The sequence below is a fragment of the Agrobacterium cavarae genome (genome assembly GCF_004310285.1).
Classification (GTDB): Bacteria; Pseudomonadota; Alphaproteobacteria; order Rhizobiales; family Rhizobiaceae; genus Agrobacterium; species Agrobacterium cavarae.
Genome location: NZ_SISF01000031.1, coordinates 1 through 26,887 on the forward strand (window position 1 = coordinate 1; position 26,887 = coordinate 26,887).

The 26,887-nt window shown below is 58.1% G+C and carries 27 protein-coding genes and 1 tRNA gene; 13 read left to right on the plus strand and 15 right to left on the minus strand.

Annotated features, from left to right (window positions below; all coding sequences use genetic code 11):
- The 10 genes from EYC79_RS13395 to EYC79_RS13440 form a co-directional block, all read left to right on the plus strand.
- The coding region (locus EYC79_RS13395) for a response regulator (RefSeq protein ID WP_130978319.1) at positions 1–330 on the plus strand (330 nt) is incomplete at its 5' end.
- Positions 331–411: 81 nt separating this feature from the next.
- Positions 412–486 (plus strand) — tRNA-Val (locus EYC79_RS13400).
- A gap of 237 nt (positions 487–723) precedes the next feature.
- Positions 724–1,650, plus strand: coding sequence for an ArsR/SmtB family transcription factor (locus tag EYC79_RS13405; protein WP_062427876.1), 927 nt, complete (start codon positions 724–726; stop codon positions 1,648–1,650).
- A 172-nt stretch (positions 1,651–1,822) separates the two neighbouring features.
- Entirely contained in the window at positions 1,823–3,334 is a 1,512-nt protein-coding gene (arfA, locus tag EYC79_RS13410; RefSeq protein ID WP_130978320.1) for an arabinosylfuranosidase ArfA, read from the plus strand.
- Positions 3,335–3,378: 44 nt separating this feature from the next.
- A complete protein-coding gene (locus tag EYC79_RS13415; protein WP_130978321.1) occupies positions 3,379–4,479 on the plus strand; it encodes an ABC transporter ATP-binding protein in 1,101 nt (366 codons plus the stop codon).
- Positions 4,472–5,413, plus strand: a complete 942-nt coding sequence (locus EYC79_RS13420; protein WP_130978322.1) for a carbohydrate ABC transporter permease — start codon at positions 4,472–4,474, stop codon at positions 5,411–5,413. The genes EYC79_RS13415 and EYC79_RS13420 overlap by 8 nt, the downstream gene beginning before the upstream one ends.
- Positions 5,413–6,261, plus strand: coding sequence for a carbohydrate ABC transporter permease (locus EYC79_RS13425; protein WP_062427872.1), 849 nt, complete (start codon positions 5,413–5,415; stop codon positions 6,259–6,261). Before EYC79_RS13420 ends, EYC79_RS13425 begins: the two co-directional genes overlap by 1 nt.
- Positions 6,262–6,356: 95 nt before the next feature.
- Complete coding sequence (locus EYC79_RS13430) at positions 6,357–7,676, plus strand: extracellular solute-binding protein (protein WP_112953592.1); 1,320 nt, start codon at positions 6,357–6,359, stop codon at positions 7,674–7,676.
- 196 nt (positions 7,677–7,872) lie between these two features.
- Positions 7,873–9,186 (plus strand): acetylglutamate kinase, encoded by a 1,314-nt coding sequence (locus EYC79_RS13435; RefSeq protein WP_130978323.1) that lies wholly within the window; start codon positions 7,873–7,875, stop codon positions 9,184–9,186.
- Positions 9,187–9,199: 13 nt separating this feature from the next.
- Complete coding sequence (locus EYC79_RS13440) at positions 9,200–9,586, plus strand: ACT domain-containing protein (RefSeq protein WP_113180862.1); 387 nt, start codon at positions 9,200–9,202, stop codon at positions 9,584–9,586.
- Between the two features lie 43 nt (positions 9,587–9,629).
- On the opposite strand, the gene EYC79_RS23975 is transcribed toward EYC79_RS13440, so the two are convergent.
- On the minus strand, positions 9,630–9,866 hold the full coding sequence (locus tag EYC79_RS23975; protein WP_335625470.1) for a DUF2256 domain-containing protein: 237 nt from the start codon (positions 9,864–9,866) through the stop codon (positions 9,630–9,632).
- 72 nt (positions 9,867–9,938) lie between these two features.
- Here EYC79_RS23975 and EYC79_RS13450 point away from each other — a divergent pair, with 72 nt between their 5' ends.
- Complete coding sequence (locus EYC79_RS13450) at positions 9,939–10,511, plus strand: DedA family protein (protein WP_162741074.1); 573 nt, start codon at positions 9,939–9,941, stop codon at positions 10,509–10,511.
- Positions 10,512–10,529: 18 nt separating this feature from the next.
- On the opposite strand, the gene EYC79_RS13455 is transcribed toward EYC79_RS13450, so the two are convergent.
- The 13 genes from EYC79_RS13455 to EYC79_RS13510 all read right to left on the minus strand — a co-directional run bounded on the left by EYC79_RS13455 (position 10,530) and on the right by EYC79_RS13510 (position 23,173).
- Positions 10,530–11,171, minus strand: coding sequence for a hypothetical protein (locus tag EYC79_RS13455; protein ID WP_111849430.1), 642 nt, complete (start codon positions 11,169–11,171; stop codon positions 10,530–10,532).
- The gene (locus EYC79_RS13460; RefSeq protein WP_245495284.1) at positions 11,171–11,458 is read right to left on the minus strand and encodes a hypothetical protein; all 288 of its coding nucleotides are present in this window, start codon (positions 11,456–11,458) and stop codon (positions 11,171–11,173) included. The genes EYC79_RS13455 and EYC79_RS13460 overlap by 1 nt, the downstream gene beginning before the upstream one ends.
- Positions 11,403–11,786 (minus strand): hypothetical protein, encoded by a 384-nt coding sequence (locus EYC79_RS13465; protein WP_130978324.1) that lies wholly within the window; start codon positions 11,784–11,786, stop codon positions 11,403–11,405. The genes EYC79_RS13460 and EYC79_RS13465 overlap by 56 nt, the downstream gene beginning before the upstream one ends.
- Positions 11,783–12,370, minus strand: coding sequence for a lysozyme (locus tag EYC79_RS13470; protein WP_113180867.1), 588 nt, complete (start codon positions 12,368–12,370; stop codon positions 11,783–11,785). Before EYC79_RS13470 ends, EYC79_RS13465 begins: the two co-directional genes overlap by 4 nt.
- Entirely contained in the window at positions 12,357–12,578 is a 222-nt protein-coding gene (locus EYC79_RS13475; RefSeq protein ID WP_112953583.1) for a DUF7940 domain-containing protein, read from the minus strand. The genes EYC79_RS13470 and EYC79_RS13475 overlap by 14 nt, the downstream gene beginning before the upstream one ends.
- A 222-nt stretch (positions 12,579–12,800) precedes the next feature.
- Positions 12,801–13,598: a hypothetical protein gene (locus EYC79_RS13480; RefSeq protein WP_130978325.1), complete on the minus strand. Its 798-nt coding sequence runs from the start codon at positions 13,596–13,598 to the stop codon at positions 12,801–12,803.
- 181 nt (positions 13,599–13,779) lie between these two features.
- Entirely contained in the window at positions 13,780–14,748 is a 969-nt protein-coding gene (locus EYC79_RS24055; protein ID WP_418122755.1) for a phage head spike fiber domain-containing protein, read from the minus strand.
- Positions 14,749–14,760: 12 nt separating this feature from the next.
- On the minus strand, positions 14,761–15,180 hold the full coding sequence (locus EYC79_RS13485; RefSeq protein WP_130978326.1) for a hypothetical protein: 420 nt from the start codon (positions 15,178–15,180) through the stop codon (positions 14,761–14,763).
- A gap of 27 nt (positions 15,181–15,207) precedes the next feature.
- Positions 15,208–15,633 (minus strand): hypothetical protein, encoded by a 426-nt coding sequence (locus EYC79_RS13490; RefSeq protein WP_130978327.1) that lies wholly within the window; start codon positions 15,631–15,633, stop codon positions 15,208–15,210.
- A 10-nt stretch (positions 15,634–15,643) separates the two neighbouring features.
- A complete protein-coding gene (locus EYC79_RS13495) occupies positions 15,644–16,939 on the minus strand; it encodes a hypothetical protein (protein ID WP_130978328.1) in 1,296 nt (431 codons plus the stop codon).
- 291 nt (positions 16,940–17,230) lie between these two features.
- Positions 17,231–19,411, minus strand: a complete 2,181-nt coding sequence (locus tag EYC79_RS13500) for a hypothetical protein (RefSeq protein WP_130978329.1) — start codon at positions 19,409–19,411, stop codon at positions 17,231–17,233.
- Positions 19,401–20,882: a hypothetical protein gene (locus tag EYC79_RS13505; RefSeq protein ID WP_130978330.1), complete on the minus strand. Its 1,482-nt coding sequence runs from the start codon at positions 20,880–20,882 to the stop codon at positions 19,401–19,403. The genes EYC79_RS13500 and EYC79_RS13505 overlap by 11 nt, the downstream gene beginning before the upstream one ends.
- Positions 20,883–20,899: 17 nt before the next feature.
- Positions 20,900–23,173 (minus strand): hypothetical protein, encoded by a 2,274-nt coding sequence (locus EYC79_RS13510; protein WP_130978331.1) that lies wholly within the window; start codon positions 23,171–23,173, stop codon positions 20,900–20,902.
- Between the two features lie 50 nt (positions 23,174–23,223).
- On the opposite strand from EYC79_RS13510, the gene EYC79_RS23460 reads away from it, so the two are divergent.
- Complete coding sequence (locus EYC79_RS23460) at positions 23,224–23,373, plus strand: hypothetical protein (RefSeq protein WP_162723035.1); 150 nt, start codon at positions 23,224–23,226, stop codon at positions 23,371–23,373.
- A gap of 188 nt (positions 23,374–23,561) precedes the next feature.
- On the opposite strand, the gene EYC79_RS13515 is transcribed toward EYC79_RS23460, so the two are convergent.
- On the minus strand, positions 23,562–25,946 hold the full coding sequence (locus EYC79_RS13515; RefSeq protein WP_130978332.1) for a hypothetical protein: 2,385 nt from the start codon (positions 25,944–25,946) through the stop codon (positions 23,562–23,564).
- A 230-nt stretch (positions 25,947–26,176) separates the two neighbouring features.
- Between EYC79_RS13515 and EYC79_RS13520 the strand changes: the two genes are divergently transcribed.
- The gene (locus tag EYC79_RS13520; protein WP_130978333.1) at positions 26,177–26,785 is read left to right on the plus strand and encodes a hypothetical protein; all 609 of its coding nucleotides are present in this window, start codon (positions 26,177–26,179) and stop codon (positions 26,783–26,785) included.
- The last annotated feature ends 102 nt before the right edge of the window (positions 26,786–26,887 follow it).

The window sequence follows — 26,887 nt, forward strand, 5'->3', positions numbered from 1 at the left end:
AACGATATGCGCCGCTTCCTCGTGAAGGCGCTCGAAAAGGCCGGATATAAGGTCTCGTCCTTCGATAATGGTGCAAGCGCATACGATCGACTTCGCGAAGAGCCTTTCTCGCTCCTCCTGACCGATATTGTCATGCCCGAAATGGACGGCATCGAGCTGGCGCGCCGCGCGACGGAACTCGATCCCGACCTCAAGGTCATGTTCATCACCGGTTTTGCAGCGGTCGCGCTCAACGCTGATTCGAAGGCGCCGAAGGATGCCAAGGTGCTTTCCAAGCCTTTCCACCTTCGCGACCTCGTCGACGAAGTCAACAAACTCCTTGTGGCGTAAGGGTTTCAAAAAAACCTGTCACAAAATCGAAAAAGGCAGTTGACGCTTCATTCGGTTATGTGATTTATGCGCCGCAACGGAGGGCGTGTAGCTCAGCGGGAGAGCACTACGTTGACATCGTAGGGGTCACAGGTTCAATCCCTGTCACGCCCACCATCCGAATTCAAAGAAATCAAGGCCTTGCGAGCAATCGCGAGGCCTTTTTCTTTTGCGCCATACCGAGGCGCAAAGCACGCGAAGACGCATTGTTTCGCGGCCGTGGCAGTCGATGTCTTTCTGAAAGCCGAGCCGTAAATGCTCCGTCTTCGTCGCAGCGGAACAGCGCCGCCAAACACGCTTTTCAAATATCAGAAACCGCGATACAAATCCGAAATTCCGTAATGTAAAAGCGCCATGACGAAAAAATTCCTGATCATCGATCCCGAGACCGACCACGCCGTGTTGAAGGGCATTGCCTCGCCGACACGGGCGACCATGCTGAAAATGCTGCATGATCGCGGGCCGATGAATGTCAACGACATGGCGGCGGCTCTGGAACTGCCGCAATCGACGGTGTCCACCCATATCCAGATTCTGGAAGATGCCGGCCTGCTGCAGAGCGAGACGCAGAAGGCGCGCAAGGGCAGCCAGAAAATCTGTCGCGCCACGGTGGAAGAGGTGGTCATCGTCTTCAAGAGTGAGGTGCGTGAGCCGCGCAAGGACATGATCGAGGTGGCCATGCCCGTGGGCCTTTATACCGGCTTCGAGGTGACGGCCCCTTGCGGACTTTGCTCCACGGACGGCATTATCGGCCTTCTCGATGTGCCGAATGCCCTACTCGATCCCGACCGTATGAAGGCCGGGCTCATCTGGTTCACCCGCGGCCATGTGGAGTACCAGTTTCCCAACAATGCCAAGCTGTCCAACGCTGCAATCCGCGAGCTGGAAGTGGCGGTGGAACTGAGCTCCGAAGTGCCCGGTACGAGCGCCGATTGGCCGTCGGACATAACGCTCACCATCAATGGTAAGAAGGTCGGCGTGTGGACCTCGCCTGGAGATTTCGGCGACAAGCGCGGCGTCTATACGCCGGACTGGTGGAAGCTGAAGGGTTCGCAATATGGCAAGCTGAAGAACTGGCGGGTGGGGCCTGACGGCACATTCGTCGATGGCGTGCAGATCTCGAATGTCACGCTGGCCGACCTCGATCTTGCCAGCCATCACTCCATCCGTGTGCGCATCGGCATCGAAGACGACGCCAAGCATCCGGGCGGCATCAATATCTTCGGCAAGGGCTTCGGCAATTACGATCAGGACATCGTGCTGCGCCTGAAGACCGAATAGTATCAATAATTCCGATATTTAAAATAATGGCGCGACATCAAGCTGTTAGAAATTACGGGTAGCATCTTCACGCAACGTTGCAGCTCTTCCTGTTGACCCATACCGGATTTTCCGATTTAGTATCCGTAATAGCGATACATATCGCTTTTTATGATATTAATGGGAGGAATGCATGAAGGTATCGGTTGTGGCGCATCCGCAATTTGTCGTGGCGGATATTGATCCCAGGCTCTACGGGTCCTTCATCGAGCATCTCGGTCGCGCCGTCTATACCGGCATTTATGAGCCGGACCACGGAACGGCTGATCAGAGCGGCATGCGTCGGGATGTCATCGATCTCGTCAAGGAACTGGACGTCCCGATCGTGCGCTATCCCGGCGGCAACTTCGTTTCCGCCTACAATTGGGAAGATGGTGTAGGCCCCAAGGAAGAACGGCCAGTTCGGCTTGATCTCGCCTGGCACACATCCGAGAGCAACGAAGTCGGCCTGCATGAATTTGCCGACTGGTGCGTGTCCGCCAATACCGAAATGATGCTGGCGGTCAATCTCGGCTCGCGCGGGCTGGATGAAGCGCGCAATCTGCTGGAATATGCCAACCACCCGGGCGGCAGCGAGTGGAGCGACAAGCGTATCGCCAATGGCCGCAAGGAGCCCTTCGACGTCAAGCTCTGGTGCCTTGGCAACGAGATGGACGGCCCCTGGCAGATCGGCCACAAGACGGCGGATGAATATGGCCGCCTCGCCCACGAAACGGCAAAGGCCATGCGTGCCTTCGACAGCTCGCTCGAACTCGTCGTCTGCGGCTCATCCAATGCCAAGATGCCGACCTATCCGGAGTGGGAAGCGACCGTTCTCGACCACACCTATAACGAGGTCGATTACATCTCGCTGCATATGTATTTCGACAATCACGCCAATGATGTCGGCAACTATCTGGCGATGAACCAGAAGCTCGACGACTACATCATGTCGGTCGCGGGCGTCATTGATTACATCAAGGCAAAGAAGCGCTCGTCGCGCCAGGTCTATATCTCATTCGACGAATGGAACGTCTGGTATCACTCGAAGGAACAGGACAAGAAGACGCTCGCCGGTGCCGATGGCTGGCCCTTTGCCCCGCCACTTCTGGAAGACATCTACACGTTCGAGGATGTGCTGCAAGTCGGCCTGATCCTCAACACCTTCATCCGCCGCTCGCATGTGGTGCGCATCGCCTGCCTGGCACAGCTCGTCAACGTTATTGCGCCGATCATGACCGCGCCGAATGGCCCGGCCTGGCGCCAGACGATCTTCTATCCCTTCCTCTTTGCCTCGCGCTATGGCCGTGGCAAGGCGCTGGACCTGAAGGTCAAAAGCCCCACCTACAAGAGCGATACGGCGGGCGAGGTGTCCTGCCTCGACGTTTCCGCCGTGCATGATGAGGAAGGCGGCTTCGTCAGCTTCTTCGTCGTCAATCGCTCCGACAAGGAGATGGAGGCGGAGTTCGACGTCGCAGCCTTCGGCAGCGCCAGCAGCATCGTCGATCACCAGGTGATGACCCATGCCGATCTGAAAGCGGTCAATACCGAGACGAATATGGACAATGTCGCGCCGAAGAAGGCCGACACGGCAACGCTGTCCGACGGCCGGCTTTCGGCGACATGCGCGCCCTACTCCTACCAGATGGTGCGCATCAAGGTCTGACAGGGCCTTGCGACATCGCCATACGGGTCACGGGAGGAGACACTATGACGGCAAGTATCGATATCAACAATGTGAGCAAGCACTTCGGCGGGCTGACGGTTTTTGAAGGACTGTCGCTCTCCATTCCGGCGCATGAATTCGTCGTGTTCCTCGGGCCATCCGGCTGCGGAAAGTCGACGCTTCTGCGCATGATTGCGGGGCTCGAAAGTGTCGATGATGGAGAAATCCGCATCAATGGCGAGCGGATCGACGACCAGCCACCCGGCAAGCGCGGCGTCGCCATGGTCTTCCAGTCCTATGCGCTCTATCCGCATATGACGGTGCGCGACAACATGGCCTTCGGGCTGAAGAACATTGCCGTCGAGCGCTCCGTCATCGATGCGCGTATTGCCGAAGCCGCACGCATGCTGGAAATCGGCCATCTGCTAGAGCGCAAGCCCGGGCAATTGTCCGGCGGCCAGCGGCAGCGTGTCGCTATCGGTCGCGCCGTTGTAAAGGAACCGAAAGCCTTTCTCTTCGACGAACCGTTGTCCAACCTCGATGCGGCGCTGCGCACCCGCACCCGCATCGAACTGGCACAGCTGCATCAGCGGCTGAAGTCGACGATGATCTTCGTCACCCATGACCAGATCGAGGCGATGACGCTCGCCGATCGGATCGTCGTCATGAACAATCGGCAGATCGAACAGATCGGCACGCCGATGGAGATCTATAACCGCCCGGCAAGCCGCTTCGTCGCGGGCTTCGTCGGTGCACCGGCGATGAATTTCCTTCCCGTCACGATCGGCACGGATGCCGGTCTGGTCACCGTCGAGACGGCTTCGGGCATCAGGATGGCAACCGCCATTCCAGCCACCGGCATCGCGCCCGGCGCCTTCGAACTTGGCCTGCGCTCGGAAGATGTGCGCATCACATCGCAAGGCAGCGGCAACGCGGACGGCGTGGTGGATGTAGTGGAGCGGCTGGGCGAACGCACGCTGGTCTATGTGCGCCTTGCCGATGGTCAGCAGCTTGTCGGTTCTGATAGTGGCGATAGCCGTGTCTCGGTCGGCGACCGGGTCGGCCTGTCCTTCGACAGCACCAAGGCGCATCTTTTCGATGCATCGGGCCGCGCCTGGCACGCGCGGGAGGTGGGTCATGGCTGAACCACTGACAGCAACCACCGCCCATCAGGGTGCAGGCGCAGTCTCAGTCAAGCGCGCGAGAAGCGTCGATATCTATGCGCCGCAATGGCGAAACTTTCTCTTCGTCGCGCCCTATCTCGTTTTTTTCGTCACGCTGCTCGTCGTGCCGCTGTTCTGGGGCATCTGGCTGTCCTTCCACAAGGCGGATACGTTTTCCTCCGGGCCCTTTATCGGCTTCGGCAATTACGTCCGTCTGTTCAATGACAGGATCTTCCTGCAGTCGATCTGGAACACCTTCTACTTCGTGCTGCTGACGGTTCCCTCGCTCGCCCTGCTCGGCCTGTTTCTGGCGCTTTGCCTCAACCGGCGCACGCGCAGCGCCGCCGTCCTCCGGGGCCTGTTCTTTTCGTCCTCGGTCTTGTCCGTCACCATCGTCACACTGATCTGGCGCATCGTCTACATTCCCGATATCGGCCTTCTGTCGATGATCTTCGGTCTGTTTGGTGCTCGGGCACCGGCGTTCCTGTCGGACCCGAGCCTTGCCATGATCGGCATTGCCATCGCCACCGTCTGGTGGTGCATCGGCCTGCCGATGATGCTGTTTCTCTCGGCACTTCAACAAATCCCGCAGGATATCTATGAGGCCGCCGCACTCGACAATGCCAATCGCTGGCAGACGCTGCGGTCCATCACCCTGCCCTCGATCAAGCGCTCCTTCGTGCTGGTCGTCATCATCCAGATCGTCTTTCAGTTCCAGCTCTTCGGTCAGGCGCTGTTGATGACGCGCGGCGGTCCGAACAACCTCACCAAGCCGATCGTGTTCTACATCTACGAGACGGCCTTCCGTCGCTGGGATCTCGGCCTCGGTGCCGCCGCATCCGAAATCCTCTTCGTGCTGATCCTGGTCGCGGCCATGGTGCAATTTCTGGTGTCCCGCAGAAAGGCAGATGTGTGATGGCTTCGCAGAACTCCAACATCATCGGCAGATCCTTCGGCGACCGCGTGCTCTATGGCCTCGTCATCCTTCTGGCGATCGTCATGGCAGCGCCCGTTCTTTACGTCATCGCGCTGTCTTTGAAGGACAACAACGCGCTGATGGTCGATCCGCATTCGGTCTTCCAGCTGCCCTACACGATTAAGAACTATATCGACACGATCGGCACATCGAGCGTGTTTCTCTGGGTGTTCAACAGCATCGTGGTGGCCGGCGGCATGACGATCATGACGCTGATCCTGTCGTCGCTTGCGGGCTATGGCTTCGCCCGGCTGAACTTCCCCGGTCGCGACGTGCTCTTCGTTCTGGTGCTACTGGGTCTTGCCGTGCCGGAACAGGCGGTGCTCATTGCCCGCCACCAGATCTTCAGCTGGCTTGGCCTGCACAATTCCTATCCGGGCCTGATTCTGCCGGGTCTGTCGTCCGCCTTCGGCGTGTTCCTGATGACGCAATATTTCCGCGCCATTCCGAAGGAGCTGGATGAAGCCGCGATCCTCGACAATGCCAGCCGCTTCCGCGTCTTCTGGAAGGTGCTTCTGCCGCTGACCGTTCCGGCGCAGGCAACACTCGGCATCTTCACCTTTCTCGGCGCCTGGAACGATTACTTCTGGCCGCTGATCTCCGCGACGAAGAAGGAAATGTTCACGCTCACCGTCGGCATTGCCTCGACGCAGATGAACTTCGCGCAATCGCAGGGCATCGGCTTTCTGATGGCGCAGGCAGTGTTCGCCGGCGCACCGATCCTGATCATCTATCTGTTTTTCCAGAAATATATCGTCACCGCCGTATCTGGCGCGGCGGTGCGGTGATGCATGACGCTCCGGCCAAGATGCAAGGCCTGAACGAATGAGGAAAAGACGCCGCTCGCCAGGCGACGGCGAAACCTGAGGAGGAGGAGACTATCATGACTTTGAGGACACTGTTTCTCGCCACCATATCCGCAGCCGCGGTTCTGGTCGCATCACCAAGCTTTGCCGAGACAGAGTTGCAGGTGCAGCGCTTCTTTGGCGCCTGCGACGCGGATTTCGGCAAGAACACCGATATCAGCAAGGCGGTGGGCGAATGCGGCATCATCACATCGATGATCAACAAATTCGCCGCCGACAATCCCGATATCAAGATCAACGTCACCACGGTGGAATGGCCGGGCTACGACCAGCTGACGGCCCAGTTCGCCTCTGGCGACGCACCGGACATCGTCACGATCCATGAATCCGTCCTGTCCGACTATCAGTCCAAGGACCTGCTGGTCCCGCTCGACGACATGTTGAAGACCGTCGGCGTGACGTCCGACAAATTCACCGACGCTGCCAAGGAAGGCGTGACCAAGAACGGCAAGATCTACGGCCTGCCGATCGACAACTGGACCATGCTCTACCACATCAACATGGACCTCTTCAAAACCGCAGGCCTCGTCAATGCCGATGGCACGCCGATCCTGCCGAAATCACCGGAAGAGTTGCTGGCCCAGGCCGAGCAGTTCAAGCAGAAGACCGGCAAGCCCTATTTTGTCCAGAACCTTGCCAACGAGACGGCGCTCTATGCCCGCAATCTCTACACCTACCTCTTCCAGCAGAATTCCGATTTCTTCGCCGATCCGAAGAAGGTGAAGTTCAACACGCCGGAAGCACGCAAGATCGTGGAAATGTACAAGACCATCTTCGAAAAGGACGACACGACGAAGGACCTCGATTACGGTGGCTCCATCAACGCGTTTCTCGGCGGTGAAGGCGGCGTACACCTGAACGGCACCTGGATGGTCGGCGACTACAACGCCCAATCCGAAAAGCCGGGCACTGCGCTGAACAAGGGCGGCTATGCGGTCTATCCCTATCCGCAGCTCTTCCCCGGCGCCAAGGCGCAATATGCCGACGGCCACAGCTGGGCGGTTTCGAAGAAAGATCGCACGCCGGAGCAGGAGGCGGCGATTGCCAAGTTCCTGAAATTCTTTGCCGATAATGATTTTGAATGGTCGCGCACCGGCCACCTGCCGGCTTACAAGGCGGTCATCGAATCCGCCGAGTTCAAGGCGCTGCCGCATCGCGACACGATTGCGCCGATCGCCACGCTTGGCAAGCCGCTGCCCTCTGCCGTCCAGCGCCAGTTCGCCATTCAGGACATTGTCGGCGAGGAAATGAGCGCGGCTATTACCGGCCAGAAGGACGTTGATTCCGCGCTCGCCGATATGGAAAGCCGCGTCAACGAACTTCTCGCCAACCTCTGATCTGCCGGCTGCAGCCCTTTGCTGCAGTCTCTCGCGTCTCGCCTACCCTCCCGGGGGCGAGGCGCGAGATTTTGTTTGAGGGAGAGCGCGGCCTCTTTTTCACCCTTGTGGTCGATATGATTTGGAAAAGACCAATCTTGGTCCTATGGGTGAAGCCCCATTTCATCGTCCGAGACTGTCAACGACCGTGCCTAGAATGCAAAGCGACACCCGCCAGACCATCGTGCGTCTTCTCTCCACCATGGCAAGCGCCAAGGAGATCGACCAGTATCTGAAACGCTTCTCCCAGCTCGATGCCAAGCGCTTCGCCGTCGTCAACATCGATGGCGCGATCCTGCGCGATGCGCAGGAGGCAGAGGCGACCGCCTCTTCTCTGTCGTTTCTGCAGCAGGTGGGGCTAACGCCGATTGTTCTGTTGGGACGTAGTTCTTCGGCAGAGGATGAGAGCGCCACCCAAGAGAGGGCAGCCAGCGCCGCAGGCGAGCCACAAGAGACTGCCGATGGCGACACGTTTGATGGCCTCAACCTGAAGCTCGTTCAATTGCTGCAGGAGCAAGGCACGCGCGCCACCTCGATCACGGCAGGCGTGTTTGCGGCAGACGTTTCGACAAGCAATGCCAGCTCTCGCCTCGCAACGGTCAGCGCAGTGAGATTGGCGCCGATCGAAGCCAGTCTCGATGCAGGATCGATCCCTGTCATCGGCAGTGTTGGCGAAAACCGATCCGGCCAGACAATAGAGATCGGCAGCGATGACGCGACCAACGAGTTGGTGCGCGCGCTGCAGCCCTTCAAGGTGATCTTTCTCACGAGCTTTGGCGGCTTGCGCCATGACAATGATCGCAGGATCGACTCGATCAATCTCTCCACGGAATACGACCAGTTCGCCGATAAGGCCTATTCGGACAGCGGCTTCACCTTCAAGATCGAGCGGATGAAGCAATTGCTCGATGGCTTGCCGATGGAATCCTCGATCTCGATCACCAACCCGGCCAACCTGGCGCAAGAGCTGTTCACCCATAAGGGCTCCGGCACGCTGATCCGCCGTGGTGAACGGGTGCTGCGCGCCACCTCATGGGAAGAACTCGACCTGACCCGCTTGCGAGCGCTGATTGAATCAAGCTTCGGACGACGCGTCGTCGACGATTATTTTGAGCGCACCCGGCTGCTGCGCGCCTACATCAGCGAGCACTACCGCGCCGCCATCATCCTGACGGAAGAGGATGGCGTACCCTATCTCGACAAGTTCGCCGTGCTCGACGAAGCACAGGGAGAAGGCCTCGGCCGTGCGGTCTGGAAGGTCATGCGCGAAGAGACACCGCAATTGTTCTGGCGCTCGCGCCACAACAATCAGGTCAACATCTTCTACTACGCCCAGTCCGATGGCTGCTTCAAACAGGAGCGGTGGAAGGTCTTCTGGTGCGGCCTGACGGATTTCTCGCAGATCGAAAAATGCGTCGCCCACTGTGCAGTGCGACCAACGACCTTGATCGACACTGAAACCAAACCGTGAAGGAGAAGGCGCCGTGCCACACGCAATAAATCTACGGGCCGTTCCGGGCGTCTTCAGCGTCGCGCGCCTTTCGCCCGATGCCACGTTGCCTGCATGGTTTGATGGCCCCGGCTTTTCCGCCATGGTCAGAAGCGACGACGAACTGACCCTTGTCTGCCTGCAGGACCGGGTACCAACACACGTCGAAGTCGAACCAAACTGGCGCTGCTTCCGCAGCCTCGGCCCGATCCCGTTTAATGCTACGGGTATTCTCCAATCGCTGATTCAGCCGATCTCCGAACAAGGCATCGGCGTCTTCGTGCTCTGCACATTTGACGGCGAGCATATTCTTGTGCCGGAGATAGAGTGGGACAGAGCAGCCCGTCTCCTTGAAGAGGCAGGACACGTGTTCGTCCCGTAAGCGCGAGCAGCTTCTCACGCACACGAATATCAGGAGCGACGCCTCATTTCGCTTCGCGGCACCGCTGGGAGCAGAATTTCACAGTCTCCCAGTCTTTCGCCCATTTCTTCCGCCAGACGAAGGGCCGCCCGCAAACCTGGCATATCTTGGACGGCAATTCGGATTTCTTGCGTTGTTTCGGCATTGAAACGCCTTTGATGTTTTTCCAGCTTACGGCAAGGACTGCCACCTGGATCATCGAAGCGTCGGATCGGCTGGCATCGGGCAAGAATCTCAGCATCGAGCATTCCTTGATGGCAACCAATTATGCTTCATGACAGTCTTACCATCGATCGATCATCTGGAAGACATCATGGCTTTTGAACAATTCGTCACCGATTACGGCATCGCCGCCGTCCTGATTGGCTCGGGCGTGGAGGGAGAGACCGTGGCGTTTCTGGGCGGCGTGCTTGCCCACAAGGGCGTGTTTCCCTACTGGCAGGTTGCCTTTGCCGCCGCGGTGGGCTCGTTCCTGGCGGATCAAATTCTGTTTTATCTCGGCCGCTACGCGAGCGGTGTCAAAGCCGTCAAACGCCTGACTGCAAAACCCGCCATGACGCGGGTAACGTCATGGCTCGAAAAGCACCCCAACGCCTTCATTTTCTGTTTCCGCTTCGTCTATGGCATTCGCACCATCAGCCCGGTCGCGATCGGCCTCTCTTCCATTTCGCCGCTTCGCTTCTTTGCCATCAACCTGGTCTCCGCCGCCACCTGGGGCACCGTCATCACAGCCGTCGGCTATGGATTGGGACAGGCCGTTGAGACACTGATCGGCAGGCTCGGGCTTGGCCACCATATGGCTGTCGCCATCATTCCAGCCCTTGTCATCATCGCCGCCATCGCATTCGGCGCGCATCATTACATCCGGTCATCGGAGAAAACATGAGCGGCGTGAGGAGGACGATCACCGCACAGGCAACGCACCAGCGCTTGTCTGCCGCCTCTGCTCGTCGATCTGTCGCTGCTGGTCCTTGAACCGCTGATCATATCCGGCAAAGGCGCGCTCAAGCTCCGGGCGCGGAACCTGCGCATCGCGCAGATCCTTGACCTCGGCTTCCATGCGAAGCCGATCTTCGGAGCTGCGTTGCTGGCGCCACTCCATCTCCTGACGCGTTACCATTCGCTCCGTCATCGCAATGATGCTCTGTTGTGTGGTATCGGCCAGTTTCGCAACCGCTGTCTGCGCCAGTTCGGAGTTCTTCAAAATCGCGGTATCGAGCCGGCTCTGATCCTTGCTGAGCGTGCCATAGACGAAGGCGCTCAGCGCCGCCAAAATCGTGAAAGATACGCCGACCGCCGACCAGACGACCGGCCACTGGGTGCGGCTGCGCTCCGCAAGGCTGGCGGAGAGGCCCGAGATCGAAGAACGCATCTCGTTGGCAATCGCCGACATGGTGTTTTCCACCTGCTTGAAACCGGAGCGCATCTCGGTTTCAAGATCGCTTTGGCGTCGCCCAAGATTGGTGACGCGCTCGCCAAGCTGGGCGGTGGCGGCGTCACTATAGGCCCGGTGGGCATCGTTGCCATTCATCTCGTCAGGTCCCATCATTTTTCTCCGCGGCGCGGTGCCGCTCCGTCAAAGCGCGTCCTCACGCCATCGTAAAAGGAAGCGCAGCGCCCGGTGCGCTGATCGGCAAGCTCGGCAGCCACCTCCCATCGCAACTGCGTGTTGCGCGGCTTTTCGATGCCGTATTTCGGAACCACCCTCGGCATCTTCTGGCGACATTCGTCCGGCAAATCCGGCAGACGCACACCTGCCGAAAGCCGTCCTGTCGCATCAGCGGCCGCAATCAGCCGCGCCTCTTTGCCGGCACAGCCAGAGACGATCAGCATCGCTCCAGCGGTAATCGCCATCATCCATCTTCTGATTGTCATTGCGGATCGCCTCTTCGAGTTGGGCTTCAAGCGCCTGCTGCGCCAGCGCATCCGCCGCCGCACGTTTGCGATAATCTTCCAGCGCCAGCGCTGCGGCATTGCGCTGTCGCTCGAGTTCGGCCGCCTTGGCCTCGGCCGCGGTCTTTTCAGAAAGCAGCACATAGCCTTTCAGCAGTGCCGCATCGTGCGCGGAAAGCCACAGCCGAAAGCCGCCCAGGACCAGCAAGATAAAAAGGATCAGCGCTACCAGGCGCGCCATAAGCGAGGTCGGAAAGAAAACACTCATAGGCCGCTCACACAGAGCTCGGCTTCGCCGATGCGTTGCGCGTCCCCCATCTCCCGACGATTGACAAGCCCACGCACGATGCGTCCACCCGCCCGGTTAAATGCCGTCTGCGCCTCACACGCGGCTCGCCACTGCCCCGCTTCGATCCGCGCCTTCGCGGTCGACCGGCACCAGGCCCCGACACCAAAATTATAAGACCCGGAAATCATTGACGCACGAACGCTGACGGGTGCCGCCCCAAGCTTCGGCGAACATTGCATGATCGACTGATAATAGTCGTCATGCACCCGGCGCAGCAGCAGATCGCGACACTGCGCCTTCGTCTTCTTCATGCCTGGGCCCACGCCTTGGGTCTCCCCGTAGCAGATATCCCAGATCTTCGCGAAAGGGTCCCAATGCGACGTCAACACCAGCCCTTCCCAGGGAATGATGGCCTTCTCCACCGCCAGAATAACCGCAGGGTCCATCCGCCCCACATCCGAATAGCGGTCATAAGCCGCATAACCACCCGCAGCGACGCTGGCCAGCACAGCCGCAACAGCCGCCCGCCCACGCCGCGTCGGCACAATCCTATTGATCGGCATCCGATACACCTTTCTGAGCAAGAATTCGGGAGATAAAGGCCGCGCACGTCGCGGCACCAGATAGCGCGGCGAACAGCCCACGCGGAATTTCGACGGAACCATCAATGATCGGCAGAAAGACTTCGAGGCCGGACAGAAGTCCGGCGAGCACGATCCATCGAATGGACCAGGCGCGTTTCAGCACCTGCCACCAATTTGAGATGAGCATGGGGATGTCCTGATTGTTGGATTATGCCGCTACAGGCAAAACGTCACGAGGCGTCTTATAGCGCCTGCTGCTCTGCCTTGAAGGCATTGATGCGATTGTCGCGCTCGATCGGCGGGACATCATGCGGAACGTAAAGCGTGTTTACGTTTCCCTGAGGATACACCACGGAAACCGTAATGTTGCCTGGGCGTCGTACTGCAAGTAAAGCTCGACGTCTTCCATTTATGCCACCTTGAAGAAAATACCGGCGTAACCGCTGTTGTTGCCTCTGCTGAAGCTTTGGCCTGTGAGATCGGGCCAAGTGCCGAAAGTTTGCGTATTGCCCAGGAACGAAACGGAGGAGGCCGTTCCGGACGCCACCTGTGACGCTGTGCCTCCAATCAGGGCAGCGATGAAGGTTGAGTTGGAACCGAAGGCCTGAAAGATGGCTGTTGTGGTGTCGCCGTTTATGCCGACCCAATAGAGCCCCGGATTAAGCGTCAGGTTCCCGCCAACGATTGCGGCGCTCATTGCGCCAGTCGTTCCCGCCGACATGCTTGCCGTAGCGCCAAGACCATTGCCCGAAGGCAGTTTGGTGGCAGGGTCAGCGGCATAGATCGCAAGCTGAAAGGCTTTGCCGCTTTCGGCAGTGGTTACGCGAACCGCAAGTTCAGAGATCGTCACCCGCTCCTTGATGACGATCGGATGAAACTTGATCTGCCCGCCGACGACAGCAGCGCCGGCAGAGACGAGTGTGTTTAGACCCTGATAGTAGTTGCCCGAGATATAGCCAAAGAAATCGGCATTGTCCTGGCGCACCCAAGAAGCAACCCCGGCAGTCGCGTCGCGGCAAATATACTCGATGCCAGTGGACTGGTTGAACCACTTGGACCCGACGTCGAAACCGGCTGCGCTATCGTCAGTCGCGCCAGGGACCGTATCGGCGGCGTATCGGTTTTCTGTAAACATCGCGAGGAGACGATTAAGCTTCTCTCGGATGCTCGCGCCCTTGTCCTCGTTTGAAATCAATGCAAGGCCCATTTAGCTATCCTTCCATGATGCTGTGTCGTCCCAAGCACCAGCATCGTTCCATGCACCGGTCGCTAGAAGCCAAACCAGCACGGGCTGCACCAGAGCAGCAACAATTCCCCGGCCGAGAGCCAAAGAACGTGACGTGATTTCTCCTGCCATCAGAGTACTTTCCTTGCTTGATGAGTGATGTTCATGGGCGGAAGTCCATTGAGAGGAGCGTAGTCCGAAGTGGGTTGGGCGGCAGTTGTAGACTTCCACCCGGCGTCAGGTCTGTGAGTAAGGCAGTTGAACCGTTGCTGTAGGTAAGCGTGCATTGAGATGCCACGGCAGGGACAGAATCGGTGATCACGTCGGCAGCGCGTGTGACAGCGCTTCCCGCCGTCACAGCATGAGATCGTGGCAACGAACTTGGTGGCTCCAACTGATGAAAGCCCTGAAACCGTGTCGCGTTATCAACGGACGTCAGGTTGCCATCGCCAGCAGCGGATGAGATCCTCACCCGGCGCGTTGTGGTTGAAGCGTTGGGAAGATACCCGCCGAAGAAAAGGAACCGGCCACCGCTTAGCGGTATCATTCCCGGGAACACCATCCAGCCGCCCCCCGACGTGCTGACGGTTCCGACCGTGCCCGTTGCGAGATTGACCCAGCAATTTCCGAACTCGCCACCGCCGCCTTCGTCAATTCGTATTCGGCACCAGTTATGGTTCCCTCGTTTTAGAACCACGCTGAATAGGAATGCGGCCCCGGCCGTGACACCTGTGACGGTTTGAAGGACTTCGGAAGAGCCCACGCCCTCGGTAACGAGTTGCGTCCCATCGTCTTGCGTCTCGCCAATAAGCGTGTTGCTTTTGCTCCACGCCTGAGTGAGATCGGTAGACCTGAGCAGCCTGTTTGAGCCGGATGGCTCGATCAGCAACCCTGCGCCATTCCTGCGAGGCTGATTAGACGCAAAGACCGTCACCACATCTAAATCAAACCCGGCGCTGGCGCGTGACGCCACAAGTCCATCCAAGCTCGACGGGAGGACGCTTCCAGACATGTAAGCTCGGTTCTGCTGAAAATCTCGATATCCGGCTGAACCAACGGGCACCCACGCGGGCGGTAACGAAACAACACCCCGGCCCCGCGCGAGAGAGTTTGTCGTAACTTCTCCAGCCATCGCAAATGCCCGTTATGATAGCGCGAAGAACGTGCCGACAGCCGTGCCCAGAACCGTCTTCGTGACGGCAAGTGGCAAGATGATCGGCGGTCCAGCGATGAAATTCAGTTGCATAGTCGTGCCACCCACCGTGAGCGTCGCCGTGCCAGACGTCGTTATGTTGGCAAGGAACGCTCTCCCGGCCGCCCGAGCGGTGTTGTCAACGTAAGCGCCTGCGGCGGTGTAGCCGGTACTTGCTTTGTCGAGAGCGTCCTTGTCTTCTAGGCTGAGCGTCACAGGGACGCCGTTTGAAGCTGGCGCACGGCCAGAGGGCAGCGGCGTAGCGGGATTTCCGGAGGCATCAAGCGTTACGGAAACAACAACCGGCGCACCTGCTTCTTCGCCGCCGGCGCCCTGGTAAACGACGGTGTCGAATTTCTTGTTAAGGCTCATGATGTGACCTTTCGTATTATGGCCAAATTAGGCAGGGATTAGTTCTGAGGGGGCTAAGATTTGCGCGGCGCGGTCTGCGCCAAAAAGCTGGGTGGCTATCTGCTTAAGAAGCAGCCAAAGTTCGTGATCAGAGCGATACGACGAAGCGCTTGCGAATATCTGGCGAGTCCGGAAATCCTGCTGCTTCATGACCGCGCCGACAGCCTCTGCTTCCGGCTTTGTCATCCGCTCCCAAAGATGAACGGGATAAAGAACGGAAACTATTTCCGGCCACGGGTCAACAGGCGGCTCTGCATACTCCCACGCACCATCCTTGGGAATACAATTGTCGCCGGGCTTTAGGGGGTATGGGATCGTGCCCTCTGGATATAGGTCTTGAACGGCCTTGGAAGGCTCTGAAGTAGTTTGCCAGTAGCCGACAATCGGATGGTAAAATCCATGTTCTTCGCTCATTGATGATTTCCTATCTAAGTTCGAGCCATGCCTGTGTGCCAAGGAAAGAACTGCCTTGAGTGAGGCGGTAGTAGTGGCCGGGAGGAACGACAAACATCGGATAGGCGAAGTAGTAAGTCGTGTCCGAGTTCACGATCTTCTCGGGTCGCGGCGGGGTGATCCAATTGCTATTGTCGGCAGAAACCTGCCCTTCGCAAAAAGAGTAGCGCGCCCATCCTTGAGGGGCGACCATGATCGGCTTGCCAGAAGTGTTCTGATAGATCGTCCCTGCTGATCGCGCGGACATGACATCCTGCCAGATTTGACCTACACCTAGACCACCCTTTGCAGCCCGCAACGCAGCCGATAGACCAACGCCAAACTCAGTCGCCATGTAGCTGCCAAATCTGATGTCTCCTGTGGCGTAATAGGAAGCGTTGGCGCCGTCATAATCCATCCTAAGTTCGGGGCCAGTCAGAGCAACCGACCCCGCTGGCCCAAAGACATAGCGCGTGCCATCCCACCCAAAATAGGCGTTGTTGACATTCCATGTGGCGAACCCGGTGTTATCCCCGCGATTAAGCTGCACATCGCCGTTCGCTTGCAACTTCGAATATTTGCCCCCTGTGCCAGGGCCAAACAGCACATCACCAGTGAGAATACCGCCGACCTTCTCAAGAAAGCCTTGCGTGACCGTCTGATAAACCGCGTAGGCTTTGCGGTACCAGTGAAAGGCAGAAAACAGCCCGCCAGCCACCGGGACGTTTTCGGCCTCGCTCGCCCACCGACTTGCCAACACTGCATATCCTGATGCATTAGAAGCACTCCCGGCCGCAGCAGAAGCCAGCCCTGCCGCTTCATCACGGCTTGTCTTCGCAGCCTGCGAATAACCCTGCGCCGCCGCGATCTGCGTCATGGAGGGCTTTTCCTGCCCGGGTTCGACGGTCAGCGATCGCTCCGTCGTTTCTTTCACCGATTGGATCTGCATCACCATTTGATCCAGACGCCGCTCCACCACCTCGGGATAATAAGCTCCCTGGTTTTCCAGCGACGTCTCCTGGGTCAGCGGCAGCCGCCGAACGAGCGTCAGCGTCTGACCGGCAAGAAGCGGTGTCGTCTTGATGACGTCGCCGCCGGTCTCGCTGCCGACGCCGGTGACATTATAATCTCCATTGTCGAGAGAAAGATCAGACACGTCGCCGGACGCCGAGATCAGCACGGCGCGGATGTGCTTGGCATCGAGTATCTTGAAACTATAGGGAAAAGTCGTCGTCGTGCCGTTGCCATAAAATGGCCCGGCGACGCTGACTTCGCTTGAAACCGTCATTGTTCACTCCATAGAAAAAGCGCCCTGAAGGCGCTTGTCAGTGTGGGCTGTGTGGGCATAAAATCGAAATGATCCGCCCAATATCGCCGCGGCGTAGAGAATACCGCATCTCCGCCATCGTTTCGGACGTTGGGATTGGTGGCTCTGGTCATACCGGGGCAACCGTCGTGGCGGATCATCCGCAACAGCATCGGCTCGAAAATCGGTATCGATTTTCGCATAAAGCACGATGCGAAAATTCAAGTTTGGGCGTGTTTCCCGCAAGGACCCATAACTCTATCGAAATCGCTCTCAGAGCGGCGCGTGAAGTTGAACTGGCTCACTTCGTGCTGCCCCACCACCTGACACAGGCGAGGCCTCGTCAAGCGCAAGGATCGGATCAAAGTCTTCCGTATCACCGAACCCTGCTGCCTTGGCCAAACGATCGCGAGAGATACCGAGCACCATGGCAACCGCCGTCAATCCGTCACCCTCCGCGGCATCAACGCTTTTCAAGCTGCTGTTGCTTCGGGAGGCACCATTCCAGTTTTTCAGGAAGGCGTCGAAGCCTTGGTCCGAAACCGGCGCCATCCCCGCGCCTCCCTCCGCCTGGTCGCCCAGAAAAAACCCGGCTAGCTCCCCTGGCGCGCTTCCATTCCTCGCCAACTCGCCTTTCCCAGCCTCGGTAATCACCCTTGCCACAACCGCCGGAAGAGCAATCCCTGCCAGATAGATGGCAAACAGGCGCGGTGCCCCCATGTAGCCGAAGCTCTGCATGATGGGCTGAAGATCTCCACCTAAGATTTTGGCTTGGCCATTGAAATAGCTGTAGAACAGCGTGAACAGGCGGGCGAAGGCCGTCCCGGTCTCTGTTGCGAAAGGGCTCTCCACACCTTGGATAACGAGGCCGTCCGCCGTCGCCACAGCCTTTGCCTGCGCGAAGCCTTGCCCAATTGCCTCGTCGTAGGCTGCATGCCAGAGAACAAGCTCAAGGGCACTCCGCGTCCCCTGCAGCAAAATGTCGCCGTAGATGCCGGCCTTCTCGCTGATTAAGCCGCGATCACTCGGCTTGAGGATTGCATGCTGAACACGTCTCTCCATCTCCCGGCTGCCACGCGTCATCCGCGCTTGCATCACGGAAGACAACTGCGCCGCCTCGTCTCGCATGGCTGCGCCCTCACCCTTTTTACCGAAGCGAAGCAGCGCAGCCTCCAGACGGCCGGACGACAAGTCTGCCAGCACGGAGGAGTGGGAGCAGGCCGCGGCGGTCGCGCTGACGATATCGAGCATCATGCTGCGAACCCCCGCACGCCCACGGACTGCCCGCAATCCATGAGACAACGCCCGCCCCTCCGCCGTCGTTGGCTGCCCCTCAGCCTCCGGCTGGCGAACCATGCGCAGCCAAGGCGCTATCACCGTGTCGATCATATCGGGCGAGATTTCTTCCAGCGCCACCAGAATTTCCGGCCTGCTCAGGATCCGCCCAATCTGCTGCACCATGGGCTCGAGATGGATGAATTTCAAGAGCTGATCCAAATGCGCCGCAAGCTTAGAACACTCCAGTCCCAGCGGCCGCGCGTCACTCGCCTTACCCTGTCCGATGAAGACAGGAGCAACGGTCGGAAACATCTCCGCCGGGTCCCGCCCGCCATCATCCACACCAGCCGCGTGTTCAAACACCGCCGGCACGAAACCACCGGCATAAGTGCCAAACGGCGTCTTCATCGCGGCAGGCACCACCTCCCTGAAAGCGAAGCCGCAGATCTTGCGGTGCGCCTCCTGCCCTGGGCGCTTCAGCCTCTCCATCACATCCCAGATGGCCTGCGCCGCATCATAATCCGTTTTGGTCAAAATGCCTTCGCGCCACATCCTTGCGAGAAAGCGCTCCCATCCGGCCTGCCAGCCGCGCCCGGCCAGAAGCTTGCGTTTATTGCTGTCATTGCCGGTGTGCAAAAGCGCATGAAACAGCTGCCCCTTGTTCTCGAATGTATATCCAAGCTCCGGGGCGCCAATCGCCGGCCCCAGAAATTCCACCCTGCGCGGCTCGATAATGGCGTGAAGCGCGCGAAGATGAGCAGCCCTGTCCTGTTTGTAGCGCTCAAACGCCTGCCGCACCGGCTCGATGATGAAACGCGAACAAGGCCCCGCCTCGCCCCCATCCATATCCTGCGCCCAGAGCTCCACCGGCCGCTGCGCGGCCTCAACGGAAAGGGGCATCACAGCCCCCACTCCAAGCGCCTTCAGCCTGCGTCGCAAATCCGCGTTCCGGCCCTCGCTGCGCTCCGCCACAGCCGCCAAAACCGAGCCGAGAACAGTGTCCAGATCATGCCGCTCGCCATCGATCTCGATGCTCCTTTCGCTCCGGCCAACCTCCGTTACGTTGTCGATCGCATCGTGAACGGCATCGAATTCCGCAACGGTCAGATCGCCAAACACCTTTCCATCGGCATGGGCGTAAACCTCTGTCGCCTGTGAAAGCACGTCATAGGACAAGATCGTCCTCCTTCATTTGCTCAAGCCAGCCATCCATGTTGAACCGGACAGGTTTGCTCGCCAGGCCAAATTTTGCGGCAAGCGCACGCACGGCTTGGCGATCATCCGCCTCAGCGCCGCCCGCCCGCTCGTCATCCATCGCATCCAAGGTCGCCATCCGGTCGATCAGCGCCTCAAGCTCGTCGGCCTTGGCAGAGGCCGCCATGTAGAAATGGCAAGCCATCAGCTGTCGCCGTTTCGCCTCCGCCGCTTGGCTCAGATCATCCTTGGCAAAGGCCTCCGCCGCCTCGGCGGCGCCCTTGCGCTCGGCCGCAAGGTGGCGGTCGAAATCCGTCGCGCTGGACACTTTCAGAGCGCTGAACAGCCGGTGGACATTCCCCTCCACCTCGTAACGCGTCGTCGCCTCACCGCCCGAAAGCTTGCTCAGCGCATTCAGCTCCGCCAGCAGAAACGCGCGCCGCTTGTCCCCATGCAGCGCCTTCAGCGCCTCTTCTTCCAATTGGCCGTCCAGCAAAAGATCGCCATGGCGCTCAACCATCGTCCGCTCGGTCAGAAGCTCGATGGCAAGTTCGATAGGACGCGCCCGCACCAGCGCCTGCAGAAACGTCCGCCCACTGTCAAACCCATACATGCCGGCGGCAATGTCGGGGTGAATGCCCTCACGTCCGGCAAAGGCATGGGTATGGTCCAGCTCGTCCTCGCCTCCATCCGCCTTGGAAGAAAGAGGCTTCAACCCAAAGTCCCGTTCCAGAATACCCCGGTCGAGCTTGATCCGCCCCACCGGCTTGCCATCGAAATCGGTGCCGAAGCGCAAGGCCTGAATGGCCTGGTAGATCGGCACGGCCTGCAAGGTCCGCGTCGATATCGCCTTCACCGTCTCGCGCTCCTTGCGATACCAATCCTGGCGCGCGAGAAAGATCGGCTTCATCACCTGACGCCGCAGTTTTTGATGCGCCTCATCATCCGCCGCTTCATGAAGCCGACGCAAGCGTCGGTGCTCATCCGCGGAAAGCCCCACCGTTTTCCCACCCGTAAACAACATGCCCGCAGACATGTCATCGCGCGCCTCTTCGATTGCCGCATGCGTTGCCAGCATCCGCAAAAGCACATCGCGAATGTCAGGAGAAAGCGCCAAATCAAGACCGCGCAGCGCCCCATAGACGTGCAGAAGCCACTCGGCGAAATGCTCGAAAACAGTGCGAAGAGCCACCGAAGGCGCCTCACCCTCCAGCAGATACACCTCGAAGGCCTGGGCAAAATGCGCGTGAATCGCGCTTTCGCCAGCACCAGAAACCTCCCGTCCCCATTCGCGCAGGGTCTCACCCATCTCCCGCACATCGGCGTCCGTCCGTCCAATTTCAGGAAGCGTTTCCAGAAAATACCGGCTCGTCCCGCGAAGAAAGGCGGCGAGCTCAGCACTTTCAAAAAGCCGAATGAGGGATGGGTTTTTATCGGGTTCAACAATATCCATCGAATCCCTCCTTGGATTTATCGTCCGTTACGGTTCAGCGTTTTTCGACGGTCTGACCAAAGCGTCTCTGTCGGAACTGCGGGACCTTGCCTGTTGAAAATCTCAGGTGAAGGACTGGGCGATTCCAGCCGGCCGGCAGGTGCGGTGGATGACTGCAGCACTCTTTTGAAACGCTCCATAGGCATACTAGCTGCAGCCGTGGATGGGGGGATTGGCGCAGACGGTGCTTGCGTGCTTTGCCGATTGCCGTGGTCATTCTCACTATGGGCAGGAGCCGCAGCCGTCTGCGCGTTAAGACCATCTTGCCGGTTGGAAGTAGCACCGGCGGCTTTTCCCGGAACCCCGTTCAAAGCAGAAATTTGTCCTTCATCGACTAAGTAAGCATTGTTAGGGGGATTATCCTTGGAATAGTCTTCCCTTGTCTGACCATTTTTGGCAGATCTAACCCCGCGCGTTGCATCCAGCGCCACAGCACCATACTGCGCCTGCTCCGGAGAGACACCAGAAGCCTGAAGACGCTGAGCGTCCTGCTGACGCTCTTGGTTCGCAATGGTTTGGTTTTTCTCCTGAACCGCCCCCGCAGTCTCTGCGTCACTTTTTGCCTGGGCAGTCAACTTGCTCTCATTCGCCATAAACTCTTGACCTTCGGCAGGTGTCTTACCGTTGAGGTCGAAACGCATATGTGAGCGCAACGAGACATCGTACTTACTCCCAGCCAGGCTTGCAGCGTACGTTCCGACTGGAAGTTTGATGTCCCCATTGCTTGACAGTGCCAGGCTAAACTCAGCCTTGTCCATACCGGGAAGACTCTCGATCACCTTATTCGGGTCATCGCCAAACCTGCGGACAATCTCGTTGAACTTGTCGCCACGAATATAGATCGTCTCTATCGGCGTACCTTTAGTAGCCTTGTTGACGTAATCTCTGAACGCGTCGGGGTCGTTGGAACGGACATTGGAAGACGTGGCCTGCTCAGAGATTTCAGCTATAGAGCGCTGAGTTGTCTCGGCCTGCTGAGATTGCTTTCCGCTTTCGCCGGTCTTTCCCAGAGTTCCACCGTAGGCTTTCTTTGTTCCCAGTGTGACTAAGCCCTCCGAGAAGCCCATGAGGAAGGCCTGCCCTACGCCCGAGGACAACTCCTTATTCGGAGCGTACAGTTTTTGTGCAATGAAGTTCTGCGCGAGCTCTTTGCCGGCTTCCTTAGACCCACCAATTCCTGCCTCCACGGCAACATCGCGAAGTTGTCCACGGAGAGTGGGGCCACCGGAAAACATTCTAACGACTTTGCCGCCCGGAAAAATATCGAACGCAGTTGCTCCGAGGCCTGCAAATGCGGCATTCGTTTGGGTATGTTCATTCGCTTTAGCCATCCGCGCGTTTACAGTGCTTTTCCCAGCATTCACCGCCGCCTGAAACATTATTCCCGCAGTAGGGTTGACGACGGTAATGGCAGCGGCAGGCAAGGTGGAACCCACCTGTTTTCCAAGTGTTCGCCCGAAGCTATTCTCGAAGCCTGGCGTGGCAGGAAGCATCTTATCGCCGTAGTCCTGCATGCTCTTGCCAGCATCCTGCAAACCCTTGGCCAGAGTAGGCTCAAAGATCTTTCGCACATCCGCCTCTGACATGCTGCCGGATTCTACCTCTGAAAGAATATTATGCCCAAAAGCCGGGTTGATTCGCCCCTGATGCGAAATGTCGTATCGCAACTGCGCCCGTTCTTCGGGGGATGCAGATCCGGCTCTAGCTATGCGATCCACAATTGGAGAGGGATCAGATTGGGCCATCAGCTGTCCGACACCCTCTGCGGCAATACCTGATTCTGAAACCACAGCACCCGGAGCCGCCTTAAAAAATTCGAGCACGTTTCCCGACACGTTACCGCGTGAAAATTGCTCCCACCATGAAAGTGCCCTCAGATCATCTTTTGCGAGATACGCATTTTCAGGGGTTTCAACCCATGTGCACAGTAGCGGATTCTGCTGTAGAATTGACTCGTTTTGCTGCTGGGACAGCTCCTGAATCTCAAGATTTCGCTGTAACTCGACAACGGATCGGGGTGGCGCCAATATGTCAGGTATTTTACGTCCTGGGGCGTGCATGTAATCAAGACCGCCTTGAAGCTGTGCGAGCCGAAAGGCTATATAGCGCACAGAGGGGTCGGGCTCTTCACGCCCTCGTTGTCGATATTCTTCTGGGGACATGGGTATCTCGCTTGAAAAAGATGTTTTTTGCAGCACTCTGCGCGGCGGTCGTAACCAAGCTGATGACGGCGCCGCTTGATTGGGATCCATCTAGATTTTCCCAGAGCCCAGGGCGGTTTCTAGGAGGATGGTTTGGAGCCGTGCTCGCCACATTCGCAGTTGGCGCAATCGTTGGTGCGATCGTCTATTTCATCCGGCGCCGTTCAAATGATCCGTGGAAAGGTGCGCTTGCTGCGGTCATCACCTGCGCGCTTTTCCAAGCATTCGTTGTCGCAGGAAAGATCAACTAGTTTGCGCTTGTTGAGCCGACTTAGCGCGAGTGCTCGGTTATCTCGCCTCGGCTCTCGAGCATGAAGATGATGCACGGCTTAGCCAGAGATTATCACCAATCCTGCGCTGAGTGTGACGAGTGCTCTCGCAACGACGCGAAATCAGGCACCCGACTCCAAAGGCCGCAAGACACAGAGGGCGGACAAGTTCAATCGGTGCCAACTTGTTCCATTGCTTCATCCCGATACTGTTTGTCGATCTCGCCTGGAGTTGGCGCTCTCCCGTACTTTCTCATAAGAGCCTTGTAGATCCGCTTTCGATCCTCGATGCCTATTCTTTCGTATTTAGCAACCACCCTGACCTCAGATCCTTCTGGCCGTAAATCATTATCGAACATGAAGCCCTTACCCACTTGGTCCTCATCATCGTCGATCAATTTCATGGGGGAGAGCCAAGATCTCTTCTCGACGTAGGTCACTTCCATGGTGAGCATGTTGATCATCGTTTGTCTCTCGGCAAAGGTCGGGTATTCACCCTTTCGCTTCACCCATTGATCGATTTCATGCTGGAACCTCGCATTAAAGCGGACGATCTTGCTCGCGTCTCTTATTCCCGCAGCTTTTAGCGTTAGACTCGCTTCTGAAAACGCCTGTTTATAAAAGGTGCCATCGCGTTCATCGGTTATCTCCCGGTTAAGCACCGACATCTGCTTGTCGTGCAAATTCTTCCAGTGCTCACGGGAAAGATTGTTGACGATCTCCGGCACCGTCAGATCCACCTTTAGGAATTGATGCGGCTCAACGGCGCTCTTCATTGAAAGTTCATAGTAGAGATCGAGCTTGGACTTAGCCTCAAGGCTCTTCGCCTCCAGTTCCTTGGCGGCATTGACCGTGTCAGGACCGGCTGCAATCTGGACGTCCAGCGCTACGTCTGAAACCGGCCTCCCATTCATAACAGCCTGAAGAACCTCCATCTTTGCCGATCTGGATTTCTCGATCTCTGCGTTCGAAATCACATTTACTTCATTAGAAAAATGCCTTTTCGTGGATGCTCTGACCTCTTCATCTGCAATTTGATTGATGCGTTTCACTGCCTCTGCCTCGGACAGCATGTTGCTCCGCGCTGCAACCCCGTCCCGCGCCGCAACAAGAGTGCTGCCACCACGTCCGAACGCCTCCGGCGCGGTGGAGGATGGATCGGTCTCATAGGGAAACCGCAGACCATATTGCTCGGCATTATCGTGAAGCCAGTCGAGAACCTGAGCCGGAGCCTGATCCAGCGGCCGCCCCTGATAGGTCAACTGGATGCTGCGCCCACTTGAAACGGAAGACGCTGAGGCAGCAGAGGCGCGTGATGTCGGGTCTACAAAGCTCACCCCCAATCCCTTGCGAATGTCCTCTGGCGCATCCTCGATTAAGGCCTTGGTGTTTTCGGCAAGGGCATTGTCAAGCGGAAGCGCGTCACCGGGTCGATCGGGCTTTGCCGAGATTGAAACGAGAAACGCTTTCGCCCGCGTCGGCCCACCGCGTTGCGGCTCCTCTGCCTTTGAACCGTCCACGCCATGTGCCGATGTCTGACCCGACCGAGCGTTCGCATCCCCACCGTCAGCGGTGTTGCCGACGTCCTTGCCGGCATTGGCACCGCCTCGCGTGCCAGCATTTTCACCAGAACCAGTATCAGCCTTGCCGGACGGAGCCTTATCCACAGCGCCCGTCACAACCTTGTCAACCGCACCGGCGGGGTTTCGTTTCTCGGATACGATCTCCGTGGCAATCTGTTTGCCCTTCTCGTCGATTGCAAAGGGCCTGATCTTGTTCTCCACTTCGGTCCGCGCCTTCGGGTCCACCTGGGCACTGTTGGCCTTCAGATACTCCATCGCCGCGGTCGCCCCACCAGGCTTTCCGGCCATCGTCATGGCGACCCCGGTGTGAAGTCCCGTTATGAAGTCCATGGCCTTGGCCACGATCACCTCCGGCGTCCAGCCGTTCAGCTTACCGAGATTGTGGATTTCGTTGACGCCGGACGCCACCGCGGAATTGATCTGCTCGGGCTTGTTGTACCCTGCGATCGCCTGGTCCTTGGCAAGAGAAAGCCTGCCTTCAGCGGCCTTGCCCACCCACTCCTTCTGCCCCTGCGCCTTGTGCTTGATGGCGGCTTCCAGGCTGGTCGTCACCACAGGAGCGACCATCGCCTCATATCGTCCCGCCGCCAGCGGGTCTTTCGGTTCAAAGGTCTTTTGAAGCTTGGCAAGCGCGTCTTCATAGCCGGGATAGCCTTCGACAGCGCCTTGGCCGCTTGTGTTGAGATAGCCATTTTCGCCATGCTCCAACGCAAGCTTTGCACGCTCGAAGGCGGTCTTGCTGTCCTTGGCGGTGGTGTCGGCCTGAAGGTCGCGCAGCTTGCTGGCAAACTCGGCCATCTTGCCGAGCCCTTCGCCAAGAGACTGCATGCCCTTGCCCACCTGCGCACCAAAATCATTCTCCGTCGCCTTCACCGTCAGTGGCTGCTGGAGGATCGGCCGCTGGGCAACGCTGCCCTGATAAACAGGCACGGCAGCCTGGCGAAAATATTGTTTGACCGGAACCTCAGCCATGGCGCACTCCATGAAAAAGGCGCCCCGAAGAACGCCTGGCAACATCTAATCTCGTGATTTTGTAAGAGCAGGCTGCAGCCATTGGCCGAGCCCTCACTCGCGGCTGGAATGCGCATTCTCACCTGTGAGAACACACGCATGCCTGGAAGAAACGACTCGACAGCCCTTCCAACTCCTGCGCAAATATCCAGGTCTCAAACCAATACCGCACCCGAACAGCAGGCCCGCGCATGAAACTGGCAACCGCCGCCCTTCTTCTGGCCTGCATGCCTTTTGTAGCTTCAGCAGAGGACGCGCCCTCGGACGCACCTGTTCCTTGGGGCGAATTCGCAGGCTGGCGGGTTCTCATGGACCCTAGCGTTGGCAACGCCTGTTACGTAGCGCATATCTACAATGCGGGCGTCTTCATAAGACTGGGACGCTTCCGCAATGAGACAGGCTCCGGAATTTATCTTTCGTTCAACAATCCCAAGTGGAAGTCGTTGGAGGACGAGAAGGAATACCCGGTCAGCGTCCAGTTCGGCAATCACGAACTTTGGGATGCAAAAGCGTCGGCATTGGTGAAGGATAATGATGTCACACGCGCACTTACGATCTCCACGGGTGATGAGAGTTTCCTTGAAGAGTTCAAGACGAGCGACACCACAAAGCTTTTCTATGAAGGCAAAGAGATCGCCAATCTCTCGCTAGACGGTGCTCCCAAGGCCGTGAGCGAGATGAACGCCTGCCAGAAGAAGACCGACGAAGTTTTGAATAAGCTGAAATCGAAGGCTGAAGACATCGATCCTTTCGCAAAAGACCCGTCCGTCAAAGCATCGGATGATCCTTTTAAGCTGTAACACCAGCTTTCGATGTCGCCCCGACGGGGGCGAGCATTTCCTCAACCAAAGCTCCAAGGTACCGATGCACTCAAATCTGGCCAGAAAAACCTTAAGCATCGC

What these genes read in the sequence shown, in the direction of transcription:
- EYC79_RS13465 (WP_130978324.1), bottom strand. Translation starts at nt 11,786, where the DNA reads ATGAGTGTTTTCTTTCCGACCTCGCTTATGGCGCGCCTGGTAGCGCTG.
- EYC79_RS13520 (WP_130978333.1), top strand. Translation starts at nt 26,177, where the DNA reads ATGAAACTGGCAACCGCCGCCCTTCTTCTGGCCTGCATGCCTTTTGTA.
- EYC79_RS13420 (WP_130978322.1), top strand. Translation starts at nt 4,472, where the DNA reads ATGGCTGAACCACTGACAGCAACCACCGCCCATCAGGGTGCAGGCGCA.
- EYC79_RS13415 (WP_130978321.1), top strand. Translation starts at nt 3,379, where the DNA reads ATGACGGCAAGTATCGATATCAACAATGTGAGCAAGCACTTCGGCGGG.
- EYC79_RS23975 (WP_335625470.1), bottom strand. Translation starts at nt 9,866, where the DNA reads ATGCTGAGATTCTTGCCCGATGCCAGCCGATCCGACGCTTCGATGATC.
- EYC79_RS13480 (WP_130978325.1), bottom strand. Translation starts at nt 13,598, where the DNA reads ATGGGCCTTGCATTGATTTCAAACGAGGACAAGGGCGCGAGCATCCGA.
- EYC79_RS13510 (WP_130978331.1), bottom strand. Translation starts at nt 23,173, where the DNA reads ATGGATCCCAATCAAGCGGCGCCGTCATCAGCTTGGTTACGACCGCCG.
- EYC79_RS13405 (WP_062427876.1), top strand. Translation starts at nt 724, where the DNA reads ATGACGAAAAAATTCCTGATCATCGATCCCGAGACCGACCACGCCGTG.
- EYC79_RS13495 (WP_130978328.1), bottom strand. Translation starts at nt 16,939, where the DNA reads ATGACGGTTTCAAGCGAAGTCAGCGTCGCCGGGCCATTTTATGGCAAC.
- EYC79_RS13435 (WP_130978323.1), top strand. Translation starts at nt 7,873, where the DNA reads ATGCAAAGCGACACCCGCCAGACCATCGTGCGTCTTCTCTCCACCATG.
- EYC79_RS13490 (WP_130978327.1), bottom strand. Translation starts at nt 15,633, where the DNA reads ATGAGCGAAGAACATGGATTTTACCATCCGATTGTCGGCTACTGGCAA.
- EYC79_RS13460 (WP_245495284.1), bottom strand. Translation starts at nt 11,458, where the DNA reads ATGCTGATCGTCTCTGGCTGTGCCGGCAAAGAGGCGCGGCTGATTGCG.
- EYC79_RS13485 (WP_130978326.1), bottom strand. Translation starts at nt 15,180, where the DNA reads ATGAGCCTTAACAAGAAATTCGACACCGTCGTTTACCAGGGCGCCGGC.
- EYC79_RS13515 (WP_130978332.1), bottom strand. Translation starts at nt 25,946, where the DNA reads ATGGCTGAGGTTCCGGTCAAACAATATTTTCGCCAGGCTGCCGTGCCT.
- EYC79_RS13470 (WP_113180867.1), bottom strand. Translation starts at nt 12,370, where the DNA reads ATGCCGATCAATAGGATTGTGCCGACGCGGCGTGGGCGGGCGGCTGTT.
- EYC79_RS13450 (WP_162741074.1), top strand. Translation starts at nt 9,939, where the DNA reads ATGGCTTTTGAACAATTCGTCACCGATTACGGCATCGCCGCCGTCCTG.
- EYC79_RS13425 (WP_062427872.1), top strand. Translation starts at nt 5,413, where the DNA reads ATGGCTTCGCAGAACTCCAACATCATCGGCAGATCCTTCGGCGACCGC.
- EYC79_RS13455 (WP_111849430.1), bottom strand. Translation starts at nt 11,171, where the DNA reads ATGGGACCTGACGAGATGAATGGCAACGATGCCCACCGGGCCTATAGT.
- EYC79_RS13505 (WP_130978330.1), bottom strand. Translation starts at nt 20,882, where the DNA reads ATGGATATTGTTGAACCCGATAAAAACCCATCCCTCATTCGGCTTTTT.
- EYC79_RS24055 (WP_418122755.1), bottom strand. Translation starts at nt 14,748, where the DNA reads ATGGCTGGAGAAGTTACGACAAACTCTCTCGCGCGGGGCCGGGGTGTT.
- EYC79_RS13475 (WP_112953583.1), bottom strand. Translation starts at nt 12,578, where the DNA reads ATGCTCATCTCAAATTGGTGGCAGGTGCTGAAACGCGCCTGGTCCATT.
- EYC79_RS13430 (WP_112953592.1), top strand. Translation starts at nt 6,357, where the DNA reads ATGACTTTGAGGACACTGTTTCTCGCCACCATATCCGCAGCCGCGGTT.
- arfA (WP_130978320.1), top strand. Translation starts at nt 1,823, where the DNA reads ATGAAGGTATCGGTTGTGGCGCATCCGCAATTTGTCGTGGCGGATATT.